The 14,975-nt window shown below is 58.6% G+C and carries 11 protein-coding genes and 2 pseudogenes; 8 read left to right on the top strand and 5 right to left on the bottom strand.

Features of this window, described 5'->3' with window-relative positions:
• Positions 1 to 972: 972 nt before the first annotated feature.
• Entirely contained in the window at positions 973 to 1,596 is a 624-nt protein-coding gene (locus XH80_RS20650; protein ID WP_271600157.1) for a J domain-containing protein, read from the bottom strand.
• A 1,462-nt stretch (positions 1,597 to 3,058) separates the two neighbouring features.
• Here XH80_RS20650 and XH80_RS20645 point away from each other — a divergent pair.
• Entirely contained in the window at positions 3,059 to 4,399 is a 1,341-nt protein-coding gene (locus XH80_RS20645; RefSeq protein WP_271600156.1) for a hypothetical protein, read from the top strand.
• Positions 4,400 to 4,515: 116 nt separating this feature from the next.
• On the opposite strand, the pseudogene XH80_RS20640 reads toward XH80_RS20645, so the two are convergent.
• Positions 4,516 to 4,827, bottom strand: a pseudogene (locus tag XH80_RS20640) (transposase); the annotation flags it as partial.
• Here XH80_RS20640 and XH80_RS20635 point away from each other — a divergent pair.
• Positions 4,756 to 4,911 (top strand): hypothetical protein, encoded by a 156-nt coding sequence (locus tag XH80_RS20635; RefSeq protein ID WP_271600155.1) that lies wholly within the window; start codon positions 4,756 to 4,758, stop codon positions 4,909 to 4,911. The pseudogene XH80_RS20640 and the gene XH80_RS20635 overlap by 72 nt on opposite strands.
• Here the strand turns inward: XH80_RS20635 and XH80_RS20630 are convergent.
• Positions 4,845 to 4,982: pseudogene (locus XH80_RS20630) on the bottom strand (IS5/IS1182 family transposase); the annotation flags it as partial. The gene XH80_RS20635 and the pseudogene XH80_RS20630 overlap by 67 nt on opposite strands.
• A gap of 232 nt (positions 4,983 to 5,214) precedes the next feature.
• On the opposite strand from XH80_RS20630, the gene XH80_RS20625 reads away from it, so the two are divergent.
• The gene (locus XH80_RS20625; RefSeq protein ID WP_271600154.1) at positions 5,215 to 6,468 is read left to right on the top strand and encodes a DUF418 domain-containing protein; all 1,254 of its coding nucleotides are present in this window, start codon (positions 5,215 to 5,217) and stop codon (positions 6,466 to 6,468) included.
• A 1,513-nt stretch (positions 6,469 to 7,981) separates the two neighbouring features.
• Positions 7,982 to 8,401 carry an SET domain-containing protein gene (locus tag XH80_RS20620; protein WP_271600153.1) on the top strand — a complete coding sequence of 140 codons (420 nt, stop codon included), beginning with the start codon at positions 7,982 to 7,984 and terminating at the stop codon, positions 8,399 to 8,401.
• 434 nt (positions 8,402 to 8,835) lie between these two features.
• On the opposite strand, the gene XH80_RS20615 is transcribed toward XH80_RS20620, so the two are convergent.
• Entirely contained in the window at positions 8,836 to 10,776 is a 1,941-nt protein-coding gene (locus tag XH80_RS20615) for a S8 family peptidase (protein WP_271600152.1), read from the bottom strand.
• Between the two features lie 318 nt (positions 10,777 to 11,094).
• Entirely contained in the window at positions 11,095 to 12,204 is a 1,110-nt protein-coding gene (locus tag XH80_RS20610) for an ATP-binding protein (protein ID WP_271600151.1), read from the bottom strand.
• Positions 12,205 to 12,317: 113 nt separating this feature from the next.
• Between XH80_RS20610 and XH80_RS20605 the strand changes: the two genes are divergently transcribed.
• Genes XH80_RS20605 through XH80_RS44070 form a run of 4 tightly spaced genes read left to right on the top strand, consistent with a single transcriptional unit; the run spans position 12,318 to position 14,956 of the window.
• A complete protein-coding gene (locus tag XH80_RS20605; protein WP_271600150.1) occupies positions 12,318 to 12,845 on the top strand; it encodes a multiubiquitin domain-containing protein in 528 nt (175 codons plus the stop codon).
• The gene (locus tag XH80_RS20600; protein WP_271600149.1) at positions 12,823 to 13,200 is read left to right on the top strand and encodes an E2/UBC family protein; all 378 of its coding nucleotides are present in this window, start codon (positions 12,823 to 12,825) and stop codon (positions 13,198 to 13,200) included. The genes XH80_RS20605 and XH80_RS20600 overlap by 23 nt, the downstream gene beginning before the upstream one ends.
• A complete protein-coding gene (locus tag XH80_RS20595) occupies positions 13,197 to 14,606 on the top strand; it encodes a ThiF family adenylyltransferase (RefSeq protein WP_271600148.1) in 1,410 nt (469 codons plus the stop codon). Before XH80_RS20600 ends, XH80_RS20595 begins: the two co-directional genes overlap by 4 nt.
• Positions 14,603 to 14,956, top strand: coding sequence for a DUF6527 family protein (locus XH80_RS44070; protein WP_442869162.1), 354 nt, complete (start codon positions 14,603 to 14,605; stop codon positions 14,954 to 14,956). The genes XH80_RS20595 and XH80_RS44070 overlap by 4 nt, the downstream gene beginning before the upstream one ends.
• Positions 14,957 to 14,975 lie beyond the last annotated feature (19 nt).

Below are 14,975 nucleotides of genomic sequence, written 5' to 3'. Positions count from 1 at the left end.
CCGAAGGTTGAGCCAAGGCGATGCTGTTTTGTTCGTTAGCTGACCGGCCGCGTTACTATCCAAGAGGCCAAATTGACGCGAGCGCATCCAGACTCTCGAAAGAATGGCTGGCAAATGACGCAACTTGCGGCGGACAAGGTCAGCACTTGTCACAAGAACACACCAGAATCCCGATCGCCAACCTAAGGAAGCGAGCTCGGCACAGAACTCTCCGCGCAGCTTGGCACACCTCAGGTCAGGGACCGGGGCAGCGCTTGTGCATGTTGGGCCGCGACTCGCGGACATCTGCACATAGCTGCTTGATGAGGATGACAGCATGTATGCGATCCTCAGGGCTTTCCAAGAACCATCAGGATGGGCACAGCAATTCTCGCACCACTTTCCGATCGACAAAATGGCCCGTTAAGAGAGGCACTCAGAGGAAAACGACCTCGTCTGAGGTGTTTGAGCGGATGTGGCATACGTCAAACATGCGACAACGTCTCAGGCCCGACATCGAATTGATATGGATCAAGATCAAGGCCGGAAGCCTCACCTGCGTTGGCGCGGAACGCGGATGGGCGCTGCCTGTGAGTGTGGTCCTAAGGCGCGAGCCAAATCCACTACGAGCCTTCCCATCCATGAATTGAGCAGCGGAGCAGCAGTTTAGTCTAGCGGGGTCTTTGAGAGGACCGGCGCTTTCGGAGTTTCGCTGTGGCGCGCCTTTCCGAATTGCCGCATTACATCACGAGGACTTGCCCCCTGCTCGGAAAGCCGAGAAGAGAGCGAAAGAGGAAAGAATCACGGAAGGCTCGTCGTGGTTTGATCCGGGGAAGGCAGTTGATAAAGACTCCGGGTGACTTGGCGAAGATGTTGCCTACGGGCGCAAGGTGGGGGTTTGAAGCGGATTACACGCCAGCTCGGATGCAGCCTCCACACGATCAAGGTCTACGCAGCGGCGGGTGGGGTGAAGCCGTTCAAGTCGTGTCCGGGCTAGCTCTCGCGCACCACGGTCTTCAGGTAATGGTAGGCCTTGATGATCTCGACCAGGCGGTCCTGCTGAGAGCGATCGCCGCCATTGGCATCGGGATGGTGCTGTTTGACCATCGCCTTGTACTTTGCCTTGACATCTCTGAGCGTCGCATCGACATTCAGGCCCATCACCTGCAACGCTTTCCGCTTGGCATTAAAAATCTTGCGCTCCTCAGGCTTGGCCTCCGAGCGAGGGCGGGCACTGGCGCGTCCGCTCAGCTCCGCGAGCATGCCAAAAGCATCGCAGGCGTCCTTGGAATCGGCCGCGCTGCCGCTCATTTTACGAGCGCTGATGTTCTCGCCCATCTTCCAGGTTGGACGATGGCCGATCAGCTCGTCCTTCTGGAAGCGCGCGACCGCTTCCGCGTCCATCCCCGAGAAGAAATTGTAGGACCGATTGTATTCGCGAACATGGTCGATGCAGAAGTGCCAATATTCGCGCGCATTGCCGCGACCCTTTGGCGCGGGATGGGTAGCCTTGTTCAGGCAATCAGGCCATTCGCATAGCGCCGTGGTCTGCCGCTCCTGCGCTTCCTTCTTGTTGATGCGAATGGAGGCGAAGAGTTCGGATACGTCGATCGGCATGACCCGGCCCCGTTGGCGGAGCGACAGTTAACAGCGCCACTCCTGAGCTAGAGAATTGGTTTGAACGGTAGATCTGACTCGGCTTCGCGTCTGGTCCAGTAGCGTGATGCAGCAGGCGCCTCCCAGCAATCGACATGCCAGGGCTGTCGAGCTTGGGTCAGACAATCACCTCTTTGCGATCTCAGATCGACGCGATTGCAATTTGCCGTCGGGCTCTGCACAAAGGGGGCTTGAACGGGGCCGGGTGAATACGAAGAAAGCGGGGGCTATGCAGCACACTCGGTGATGACGCACTCGGAGAGGCAGCATCGCAAGGCGGATAGCGAACCCTGCGAGACCTTCGCGATACGGCCCGCAGGAGAGGATCAACATCATGCCCTTCTCAACCGTCGGTGGTTGATCATGCAAGGGTACAGATTCTCCGCAACAGAGCGCGTGATCTGTTCGCGGGGTTGTCGAGACGGAACTGCCGCGTTTGGCAGACGCGGGCGAGCGAGCTGAAGCCGCGGATGGTCACGCCGGCCGTGCGGCACGGCTATGGCCCGCCGCGCAACCTCGCAACTGACTTCGGCGCGATCAAGGCTGCTAGCCCAAAGTGAGGGCCGACGTGCGAGCGGCTCGCCGGTTGGATCCGCTTCAGGCTTAGGTGATTTGCCAGTCCGAGCGCGGCGGACCAGAAGCCTCGATCGCTCCTGCCCGCTCCTTAGCCACGCGGTATGTCGAGAGGCGATTCCAGGATGCCCTGTCGGGCCTGCTGGAAAGGATGCGCCGAACCTTTCGCGTTCGGTGATTTCGGGCATGGACGACCAATCCGGCGAATACGAGCGCCTGCAGCACACAAGACAGTCAGCGTGCTCAAAGGGATCCCGAGCTCGTTCGGAGCGGCAAGAAGAAGGCCATGCAGGATCTGAATCGCGCCCAGCCGCGCAGTCGCGGACCATGCATTCGATATTTTCGTCGAGAATGGCACCAATATGCGCGTGACCTGGCTTTACCGGGCAAGGATCGCCGATCTAGGACCGATAGGCTTTCCATGACTTTCCTGCCGAAGCACCAGAGCCAGTCGAGAACTACAATCTGATCGAGAGCATCCCCGCTGCGGTGCGGCACACGCGCGCGAGCCAGGGAACTGTTGTCGCCGCAAACCCTGAGATTGTTGATGCAAGCTGATCCAGGGGGCGCCGAAAATGTTGGGTTGACTGAAGAGACCCAATCAGGTGCTGAGATCGACGCGACGTCAGAGTGCCAACGCCATTGAGCTCGTCCCGAACACGCAAAGCCATGCCGCCTGCTCGGCTAGGTCACTGGTCGAGGGGGTTAAGAGCGGCGAAATGACTAGTCTGAGATCACAATCCGGTAAGTTCTAAGCGCGTCAGCTTGTCGACAGCTGGCCCTAATAGAGCGAGAGAGAGCGACATTATCAGCTCGATATTGCGACCGACTCAAACCCCCGGGGGTGGACATGGACCCACTTGGCAGCAGCAACCCATTCGACCGTGACAACGCCGCGCTGTCACAACCGCAACAGCAGCAAGCGGAGTTTGGGCCGTACTTGGATGAAGTGCCGCAGCTTGATGCCCCAAGCGTTCCAGAGATCTCTGCTTCGTTAGATCGCAACTATCCTCATCTGCCTGAGGAAGATCGTAGACCTGTCGAGGCTTGGGTACTTGGGCACCAGGGGACCGCCGGTCCTTATCCCGAAGACGCAATAACTGGACACCTCGGGGACACCGCTGCCCAGCACAGCGCGCCGGGGGAAGCTTCGACTTGGCCCAAGGAGCTACCTGCGGAAGGTCATGATCAGGATCCCTTGATTGGCGAAGCCATCCTAGCATCGTCTCTCAACCCCAGCGTGCGCGATCACCACGAACATCTCGAACAAGCGGCTCGTCAGTTCAACTGGAGCGGCGCCTACCAGCCGGCTCCGTACGAGCTGACCTGGAGCGCTCCCGTTTCAAGCCGCGAGGTCCTGATGGGTGAGGATTACGCCGGGGAGGTGAGCCCTGCGAAGAGGCAAAGAACACTAAGCCATACGGAAGGGGATGCCATTGGGGGCCAGGTGAGCGAGCCCGGCAGTTCAGTCGTTCGCGAGCTGATGGAAGAAGTCGGCGCACCGTTTCAGGCCAGCGGCCCGGTCGTCCTTGCTGCGGAAGACTTCGATCAGGATCTGCTGTGGGCGATGGTGGGAAACGCCGGCCCATCGTCGTCTCTCGAGCCCACCGAAGGCCATCACCAAGCGTCGGATCTGGAATCCGTCGTTCGTCCCTTCAGTTTCCGGCAGGGCGACCAGCACGCGTCCGGTGCGCTTGACCGTAGCAACGCCCCGCCGAGCCAGGACAGCCGACCCAACAGTTTTATCGTTCATAATGACCGCTACACGGCGCTGTTCGTGCCCGCTGCGGCGCTCAGGCGAAGCACCCCACTCAATCCGTCAGGCGCTGCCATTCCTCTCCTATCTCGACCGGAAAACGTGCCGCAGCCCAGCACGCAGCCAGCGAATCGAGCCTCACCAGCGTTGCTTGGACGGTCGATGGAGCAAGCCGCTCCGGCGTCCTCCCGGGCTGAAAGGACGTCCCCCGCGCCCCGCGAGATTTATGCTGCATCATTCGCCGTTCCCGAGAATTTTTCGCACGGCACCCAACCCGCCACGGACACGATGCGCTCGAAGCTCGGCCACTGGGGCCTGTTGCCGAACGAGGCGCAGCCGGAAAAAGAGTACGACATTCGCGGCGAGCGTTACACCGCCCTCTTGGGGCCGGGAGGCCCCAATGATGTTCGGCTCATTCATCACCCGAGAGGGTAGATGCCGAGGGACAATCCACGCGATTGTCCTGAACCAGAAGTTCGCAACATCCCGTCGTGTTCTACCGGGGCATTGTATCGGCAGAAGCGCTCGATGAAGCAAGGATGTCGTCAGCGCCATCGGAATGGTTTCGGATCGGCATCGTGTCGTTCGATGAACGAGGTGATGTCCGCCCTGAGGGCGGCTAAGCTGCGATAGCGCCGCGCCTTCTTCTCGGTAAGAAGCGCGAAAAAGCGCTCGACCTGGTTGAGCCATGACGCGCTGGTCGGGGTCAGGTGCACATGCCAACGCGGCCTTTTGGCCAGCCATTTCCGGATCGGCGGCGTCTTGTGGGTCGCATAGTTATCGATGACTGGATGGGCGTCGAGTTCGCCCGGTACGGCGGCCTTGATCTCGTCAAGAAACTCGCGGAACTCGGCGGCTCGGTGGTGTCCTTAGCATTTACGCGCAGCCACAGCCTCATTGATGCAAGTTGGACGAACGCAAGGAAGTTGGCGGCGAGTTTGTCGTAGCGCGTTGCCACGCGCCGACAATGCTTGAGCTTGGTGACGAAGCGCTCGACCAGATTCCGAGCTCGATAGAGATAGGATACTCTCGTCTGTTATCGAACGGTATCGAAATAACACTCGCGGCAATACCGGGAGATCACGTTGAGCCATTGGAGAAATTTCGCCAATCCAAGTTTATGTTTATTTCCTCGCGTATTGGCGCTGAACCATATTGTCACGTTCGATTCAGCCCCCCCAATTCAGGTAGTTTGAGGCTGCACGAGGCGGCATCTAAATCTCTGCATCGGAAAATGGGGGAGTCCTGCAATGACCGGCGGAAGCATCGGCTCGCGCACCGCACCGGCGAGTAACTCGCCTCCAAAGCCGATGAGCCGGTCGGCGCGGCTCGACGCGATTGACGTGATGCGGGGCTTGGCCCTGTTCGGCGTGCTCGCCATGAACATCGTGACCATATTTCGGGTCTCCATCTTCGCGCCGTTCTTGCCGAACGCGGAGCCGGCGGGGCCGCTCGACCGGGCGGTGGCGGCTGTGCTGACGATCGCCGTCGAATGTAAGGCGATTACGCTGTTGTCGCTGCTGTTCGGCGTCGGCCTCGCCATCCAATTCGAGCGGCTTGCCGGCAATCCACGGCGCATGATCTTGCTCGTGCGCAGGCTGGTGATGTTGCTGGGGATTGGCCTGGTGCATCTCTATTTGATCTGGAGCGGCGACATTCTCGTCCACTATGCGCTGGCGGGCTTCGTGGTGCTGCCCTTCCTCGGCGGCGCACGGTGGCTGATAGCGGGTGCAGCCCTGCTGCTCCTGGGGCTCTACGTGGCCATGCCGTCGCTACCGCCGATCGTGCTGCAGCCGCATGCGGCCGAAATGGCCGCTCTTGTCGCGGACGCGACGCGTGCCTACGGCACGGGCGGATTTTTCGATGTGCTCGCGTTCCGGATCCGTGAGGTAACGGTGATTTTTCCGCTGCAAGTCATGGGCTTGCCGTCCACTGTCGCGCTTTTTCTGGTCGGCGCCTTCGCGTGGCGCAGCGGGGTCTTGCGTCGGGCTTCGGCGAACCGGTCCTTGCTGTTCGTCGTCGCAACCTTTGGCATTCTTCTCGGCGGCGGATTGAGTCTCGCGGCAGCAGGACAGGAGCTCTTCGATTGGCCGTCGCTCGGGCGCGCGCATTTTTCGGTAGAACAGTTGGGGGTGGTCGTGTTGGCCCTGGGTTATGCGGCCGCAGTCGTCGCGGCTGTGAATCTCTCGGGCGGGCGGAGGATGCTGGGTTGGGCCGCGCCGCTTGGCCGCATGGCGTTCACCAACTATCTGGCGCAATCTGTAATTTGCGGCTGGATCTTCTACGGCTATGGTCTAGGCCAATTTGGCCGCCTTGGCGTGGCCGCGACACTGGCGATCGGCATTTTCGTGTATGTCGCGCAGGTGGTGTTCAGTGCGTGGTGGCTGCGCCGCTATCGGTTCGGTCCTGTCGAGTGGCTCTGGCGCTCGTGCATGTATGGGGTACTGCAGCCGATGCGGGCAAAGGTCAATTTAGCCATCATGCACGCGACGATAGCAGATTGATAGGGGCCCAGATACCCAAGCTGCGTGCTGCTTCTAGCGGAAGCCGCCCAAGCGAGTACGGCTGGTTTTGGCTCTTCAGTAATCTCGGGAGACGTCCGCCTTTCCGCCGCTATGCGGGTGAGCGGACATCAGGCGGCCAGTCGCTTAATGAGTACGCGGCCGTGTTTGAGGACCACTCAAAATTGCGAACTAGCTGCAAAGACAAGCGCCACGACAACATGATTGCCGAGCACCAGAGCTGTGTCTGTCCCGCGACCAGCTTTCGCTGCTGAATGTCAGCGCCAGGAACTCCGACTCCGAGGCTGCGGCCCCATCTAAGCCATATCGCGGCCATCATGTGTGAACGGCAGCACATCTCGCGCGTACGTTGATGCCTAGACAAGTCCTAAAGCAGCAAGGCTCGCCGACGCAAACTACGAGGCATTTCGGACTTGCCACCGGCCTCAATTGACGATTGCCGCGACAATCTTCTACCTTGGCTGATCATGCAAGCCTTCCTGGCCGTAGTCAGCACCAAGCCGGCGTACCGCACGGCGACCAGGCCATCGGGCCGGCTCGGCTCGGGCAGGGCGATCAATTTCACACGGCGTTTGCATCCCCCTGCCGCACTGCGACCAATAGTGCGCTGGCCGTGCGGTGTACATTGTTGCGTGTTTCAGTGTCCGTGCTCAGGAATAGAGCGCGGGGCGTGTTTCCCGACACGACTGTCGTCTCTCTTTAACCGCGGCGCGATCACGGCTTGACCAGAAGCTCTCAGAGGAACGGACGGAGCGCGTAGACCTATTTTGTGGTTCGATACGCCGCCCCTCGCGTCGATGGCGTCAATATCCCTTGCGGCGAAATGCTCAGTGAAGATCTGGCGGCGTGGCAACGGAAGTAGCACGCAATCACCAGGAGTTCTGCGCACGCCCAGCGGTAGATCGCTCTCAGATCACCGATACGGTCGATATGCGCGCGCAACTATCCTGCACCTGGCCTGCCACTGAAGTTTCATTCAGCGGCGTCATTTCTCGGAATTTGCAGCGAGACCGAACTTTAGCCCGCCAAAACTCGAGCTTGCCGCCGTGATCACGTTGGGGGGCTGGTTGCGCAGTCGGGGCTATGCAGCAGAGCCGGCGCCTGACTGCCCACCGGGCCGCTCTTCGCATTATTGTCTGCCCATGTCTCCACTTTTGTCCGGGGCATCCGCAAGGGACACAAGGACAAGTGGGACATTGAGGCATTCGGCTGGAAAGCGGCTCTTGAAGGCCTTGGTGAAGGCGTTGTCGGCGGCTTGCAGGTCCGCGAAACGCCTCGCGTGTCGCCGCGCTGATAGGGTTAAAAGGTCACGATCACGCGATATGAACTCACCGCCGCCACCACCATGCCGGTACGACGGAGGCTGCAGCCGGCAACGAATCGAGAAAATCCAAATGTGATGGAGGCGCGACTAGACGACCTATCAATTTATGCAGGAGAATTCGGGACTCAGGTCACGTAGCTTGCGGTGATCGTGACTGGGAGATTTTCTCCAATGTTGATCGTTGACACTATTTTGAAACCAGACCGGTTTGGCGGCATTGGACTATTCTCAGCCACTCTTTTGCCTAAAGATTCGTTGATTTGGATTCATAATCCTATCGTTGACATCGCGGTGACGCCTGAGCAGTACGAAGCTCTAGCTCCAACATTTCAAGCTCTACTCGATAAGCATGCCTATCCAAGAGATTACAGGGCTAGCGATGGCGTTATGGAGTATAATGCTGACAACGCCCGCTTCATGAACCACAGCAGTCAGCCAAACACATATCAAGACGATCATTGCCGTATTCTAACGGCGCGTGACGTACAACCTGGTGAAGAACTGACTTGCGATTACTTGTTTCTCGATCCAAAGTGTGACCTATCGTGGAACAAAGAACCATCGGCGAACGTTGATGCTCCAACGGGCTAGGCGGTAGTAGATTGAGTTTGCGTTTAACCACTTCGCCTTCGTCGCCGAATTTGCCCGGAAGAATTTCGGCAACTCGTTGAGGTTATCGGCGGACGCTAGCTTTTTTTGGGCTGCCTCGCCTACTTCAGGCAAGATCTCCGCCGATGTGCCCGATCTCGCACTTACTTGAAAATTGATGACCCTCGATTGATGACCCTCGATCGATTCCCAATCACCTGCTGAGGTGGCCCGACATATCCTGATATTATCCTTGGGATACGCTGATTGCGCCGGTTAATGTCAGAGTCGCGGATGTGCTGTTCACAAACGGTCTTGATCAGGGATTGACGGAGCCTGAGACCCTTAGCACATTGTAGCAGAAGCCGCGGTTTAGCACGCCCAGCCTGTGTCGGCCGCGAACCAACGAAATCTAGGGCCCAAAGTGCCATCACGCCTCAATTTTCGTTCTTGATCTCGATCTCTTGATTGATGACAGCGCTTTCTACGAAGTTGCCTAACGCTTGAGCGGTCGAGTTGTAGATAGACGGCTCATCGTTTGGTCCGCGCAACGTGAGAACGAAGGCGACCTCTTGCGCGCCGACATCACTGTTGGTCTGCCACCCGAATTGATACAGGTCCCGCGCGTAGATACGCGCATAAAGCCGGAGTTGATTACCGGAGAAGGCCAAGCCCGCGCCTTTTGAGAAATCTCGGCAATGTCTCCGTATGGGCTGCCACTTCTTCAAGTTCTCTCGCGCATCACCCTCCGGTATAGTCGATTCCAGCATCGTTCCCAGTAGCGATTTCCAGTCGTCCGGCTTCACAGGATACTGGAGAGAAGTTACAAGGCGTGTCGCGAAATAATTTGCGTCCGCAAACGGAGACACAACCGGCTTGAGCACAGCCGTGAGAGTGGCGCGTCCCCGAAATTTGCCGTTGTGCACCATTTCCGGCGGAATCGGGATACCCGACCAATAGTACGCAACTCCCGGCTGGAGCTGTGCAGTCCACGTCAGCGCAACTGTTCCGGGCGCACAGGACCAGGGCATGGTGCCCTGATACGGAGTGCCCCACCCTAGTTGCGGATGATGCTCGTCGAGCTCGCTCGCGCTCACCAAGAGCGCCTTCACCAGATCAGGCGTCGGGTTGCGGAGATTGGCAAACGTGTGCGCTGCGAGGGATGAGACCAGCGCCGTCGGATAGCTGCTGCCGATATCTGTAACGCCACCAAGCATCCGAAGCTCGGAAAACCAAGAAACATCCGGCCGAAGCATTCCATCCGGCCCAGGCCCGCCAAGGCAGCGAGGGCAAGGATCCGCAGGATTGCCGCCCGCGTTAGCCTGACGGCCACCAACAACGATGGCGGCTTCACAGTCTGCCGGCGGTTCTGGCCTCGCGCCCCCGGTCGCAGAAACATTGCCGACAGAGACAACAGGCAAAACACCGAAGTGGCGGCTTAGGCCCGTCAACTCATGACCAAGGAGACTGACGGTCTCAGGATCATCGCTGACTTGGTTTGCCGAAATATTCCAGACTTTGGTTTCCGGGTGCGCCCTCATCGCGTCGGCGAGATGGTCGATAAGATCCTGTTCGTCCACCCTGGCGTTACTGTTGCGCGCCGGAACGGCCTGGACTGTGCCGATCCGGCAATTGAGGTCAGGCAGATTTCTGTTTGTATTCCAAGCGTGTCCTTGGACCACGAGAGAGCTGATGGCGCTCCCGTGTTTTCGATCGGCTTGCGCATCAGTCACCAGCTTTCGCGTGCGCCACGCTTCCGCGCTCGCATAACTGGCCGCATGGAGTCCACCGTCCACAACTCCTACGATGGGCGCATCATCAAGATTGACCGGAATGGCGGGGTGTGCTCCCTCGCCTGGGGCGGCAACCCGAACTGTGCGTACAGGGTCAATCCTGTAAGAAGTTCCCGAAGCGAGCAATGCACCGAGAGCGTCGCGGCTCGCAATGCGAACGGTACCACGGCCCACCCCCGTGTTCCGGTAGTTTCGCATCGCCCGCGCGATTCCCGACTGTCGCTGAGAAGCTAGATCTCGGGGCGGCTCCGTCGCCGCAGCCCCGTCTGGCCCAGGAAGCAAGCGGACGCTAGGGAAAGCCGGCAGCAAGACTTGCTGCCGAGAGAGCAGCTCTACCTTTTCCAGCAGAACCTCGCGGCTTTGTCGCGTACGAAACGGCGCGAGCCAAACCACAAACAACCGCCCTCCATCCTCCTCGGGTGCGGCCTGCCAAAGATCATCAAGCGACCTGCCCCGCGTGCGATCGGCTGGAGTGAAAGACGACAAACTTTCAACCCGGGAGATATCGGCCTGAACTGGATAGTTTACGGGATGTTCGATCGCGCGAGCTAAGTTGTCGAGGTGATTGATATCAGCTTCGATCAAATACCCGCCGCGGTACGGGGCCACGAGCCGACAACCATTAACCGGACTAAAGAGATCATCGGGTGTGTGCGTTGGAGCGAGTGAATCCTCCGAAAACATACGCACGACCAAATGAGCCGTCCCAGCAAAAGATGGCAGGACGCTTCGCGAACTGAAGAGGCTCCGAGCAGAAGCGGCAAGGATGCGTTGTTGCGCCGGAAGCCGCGCAAATACCACGCTCCGTTGGCTCTTTCCGCGTGCAGTTGGAGCTTCCGGCTTCGGGTCCATCTGTAGACTTAAAACCGGATTCAGTAAGGGAGGCGCTTTGTCCGCCACAGGCTAATCCTCCTGCTTAAAGTATTGATAGATGGCCTGGCGCGTAACACCAAGCAAACGCGCAATATTGGCTGCAGAAACCTTTTCTTTCAACCCCAACGCGAGATGTTTCTTTTGCTCAGGACCAAGCGGCGTACGCTGCGGCATTGAGGAGCCACCCGCCCTGAAGTTGAGAATTGCTAGGGCGACAGCACCGAAGTCGAGATCACGCCTGTCAAGCAATGCATGTCGTCGCGCGGTAAGTGAGATGGTCTCGATGTCCGCTCCGGACAAGCCCTCCGAAAGAACCGAGAGAGGATCGGCAATTTGCTCGCCGTCCTGATCCTCAAAGAGGAAATGCTTCCAAAGATCAGCGCGAACCTCGACTTCTGGTGGCCCAAACTCAATCTTGTATGGAAAGCGGCGCCAGATGGCCGGATCAAGCAAGTGAGCGTGATTGGTCGCTGCGATGACAACGGCATGCGGATCAAGGGAATCCAGACCTTGAATGACCGTGTTGACCACGCGTTTCAGCTCGCCAAGTTCGTTCTTGTCGTCCCTAAGCTTTGCGATGGCGTCCATCTCATCCAGGAACAGCACCGCGTTCTTTGACGGCACGAAGTCGAACACGCTTCTGATGTTCTTCCCGGTATCGCCAAGCAGAGAAGTGATTACCGAATCGAGGCGAACCACATAGAACGGGCGGCCGAGACTTGCCGCGATATGACCGGCAAGTAAGGATTTGCCGGTACCGGGCGGCCCCGACAGCAGCAGATTGAGTCGGGACGCGAGCCCTTTGGCATTAAGTTCATCGATGTGCTGAGTGTCTGTTAGGAAATCGCGGAAAACACGATTTCCCTCTTCGTTCAGGAAAAGTGGATTGGCTGGCCACGGCTGCTCTTCAACCAGCGGCAGCCGCGATTTCGAATCGACCGGCAATGTCTCAACGTATCCAGACGCACGCAGCGGCACGCCGCGCTTACGAATCAGCGCCCTCAGCTCTTTTGCAGCCCCTTCGTCACCAGCCTTCGCAAGCTCACGCGCGAGGTTTCCCGCGACCCGCCGCACGCGCGTGTAGTCCGCCGCGAGAGCTGCATCTGTGAGTTCAATCAGGTGTTTAGGGTCGAGGGGCACGCTAGTTTCTCCGATTTTCCGGTTGCCATTTTTTGTAAAGTAATTTCGCATATTTGACAAGTGAAACATTCTTATTGTAAAGTATGCCAGTCAAACCGACAAAGGATACGAACATGTTGCACAATCAAGAAGTTACCAGCCAGCTGCACCCTCGCCCGGGCAGCTTTCAGATTCTGGTGGCCGGAACCGACCTCCAGTTTCGCCCCCTGAGCTTGACGGACCCGGAGCCCACCGGTCGTCAAATCATTGACGCAACGGGCGCCCAGCCAGCCGACGAATATGCGGTGCTCCAGTGGCCCGCCAGTGGTTCGCTCGAGCGCTTGGGTCTGGACGAGACCGCCGATCTGCGAAAGCCGGGTGTCGAACGTTTCATCGTGGCGCGGAGCGACCGTGACTACCGCTTCGAGATCGACGGCAAGGAGCAGGAGTGGCCCGAGCCGACCATTACTCGTGAAGCGTTGCTGGCGCTGGCCGGCCAGGACCCCAGTCAGTTCTCAGTTTGGCAAGAGTTCAAGAATTCGCCGGACAAGGAAGTGCTGAGCGGCCATCCCGCTGACCTCGCCGAGAAGGGGGTCGAGCGGTTCTACACCGTCATGAAACACACCACAGAGGGTAATGATGGCAGTGCTTCCCATCCGTGATCGTGCCTATTTGACGGAGCGCGGCATCGCGTTCGAGGAAGTCGATGGCAACGAGAAGGGTGTAATCTTTCCAGATTACGTCCTGCCTGCCGGGCGCTTTGATCAGTCAAAGGCCGATATTTTGGTGCTGTTGCCACCAGGATATCCCGACGTCCGCCCCGACATGTTCTTCGCTATGCCTTGGATCAAGCTTTCCAGGTCTGCGCAGTATCCACGGGCGGCGGATCAAGCCCACGACTTCCACGGACGCCGTTGGCAGCGTTGGTCACGTCACAACGACCAATGGAGGCCCGGAGTCGATGGCATCTGGACCATGCTACGCCGCATCGACACGGCATTGGAGGCCGCCGCATGAGCAACTTCAATGTCGTTCTCCTTGAACAGCAAGAGGCCGAACTGCGGGACCTGGTCTTCGCGACCAAAGATGTCGAAGGCGCCGCTTACGTGTTGATGCGTGAGTGCAAGATCGCGAGCGATCCTTGGGATCGACGCTCGCGGACCAAGTTCGTGGCGCGCGAAGTCGTCCCTATCCCTGCCGAGCACAGAGTGTCGTCCAGCGCGCAGCATGTCACTTGGGACACAAGGGGCTTCGTTGCACTTCTGCAACGCTGCCAACGCGAGGATCTAGTCCTTGGCATTGTGCACTGCCATCCCCACGGGCCTCGCGACTTCTCCGAACAAGACGACCTCAACGAGGCGGAATTGCTCAGGACTGCGTGCAACCGCAACGGGCCAGGAACCAAGCTCGTCAGCATCCTATTCTATGACGACGGTGGCATTCGGGCACGCGTTTGGCAATTTCCCGAGCACAAAGCCGACTGCAAATCCGTAGCTGTATTTGGTGAAAGGTTCAGGGTTCATCTCCCTGGTGGCTTGTCACCGGTCTCAGAGGTGTTCGCACGGCAGGTGCTCGCCTTCGGTGACTCTCTTATGTCTCAGCTCAAAGCCTTGAGGGTCGGCATTATTGGCGGTGGCGGCACCGGCAGTGCGACGGCAATGCTCGCCGCCCGGGCTGGCGTCGGTCAGATCGTTATCGTGGATGACGACATCGTCGAACCGACCAATTTGAATCGCCTTCACGGCGCGACCCAGAGCGACGCCGACGTCAGGAACGGCAAAGCTGACGTGGCCGCTCGCGAAATCGCTCGGATGGGTCTCGGTGTTCGAGTGGTGCCTTTGAAGGGTTGGGCCAACGCTCCTCACGTTCGAGACGCCCTCAAATCGTGCGATGTCATCTTCTGCTGCACCGACGACAACTCAGGCCGCATTTTCCTCAATCGGTTGGCCTACTTCTATTTCATTCCAGTCATCGATATGGGACTGGCAATGGCGGTAGCAAAGCCGCCTGCGAAGGGCATGGCAGAGATCTCGGCTCGCGTGACGACTATTCTTCTCCCCGAGACCTGCCTGCTCTGTCGGGATGCTGTTGACACCGATCTTGCTCGCGAGGAAGATCTGCGGCGGCGCAACCCAACGGAATATGACCGTCAGAAGCGAGAGGCCTACGTGCGCGGCGAAGGCAATCCTAACCCGGCCGTCGTCACGTTCACGACTGAAGTGGCTTGCATGGCCGTCAATGAACTTATCAATCGCATTGTTGGCTATCGCAAACGCGAAATGGGAAGCGAACATCGGCGACGCTTCCTATTTTGCGAGGATCGAGCGACCTCTGCTTCCCCCCGCAGCTCATGCCCAATATGCGCCAGCAAGTTTTACTGGGGCATGGCGGACAGTAAACCCTTCCTCGATTTAGTCGGATGAACGCACTTCTCCGGACTATTTTGCTGCTGCTCGTCTGGCTCGGCCTAGTCAAGAGGCCGCGCTATCAGGCACGTTTTGCCGAACAACATCCCTCAGCATCCGAACTGGCTGACAACGACCTTGTGGTGGTTCAGTCAGGTGGGTTCACAAAATGGGCGTGTTTCAAATGCCCATGTGGGTGCGGTCAGAAGATCGCCCTGTCTCTACAGAAGGATCGACGGCCTTCGTGGTCAGTTGTCGTTGACTGGCTTCAACGGCCGACGGTCGCTCCTTCCATCAACCAACCTGCCGGCTGCCGATCCCACTTCTGGATAAAGCGCGGCGACGTGGAATGGGCCGGAGGTCCATAATAAATCAACCCTAGGAGAT

This window comes from Bradyrhizobium sp. CCBAU 45384, from assembly GCF_028128665.1.
GTDB classification, from domain to species: Bacteria; Pseudomonadota; Alphaproteobacteria; order Rhizobiales; family Xanthobacteraceae; genus Bradyrhizobium; species Bradyrhizobium manausense.
The sequence above is the reverse complement of the archived record's forward strand: the minus strand, read 5'-3'. Positions and strand labels throughout refer to the sequence as shown.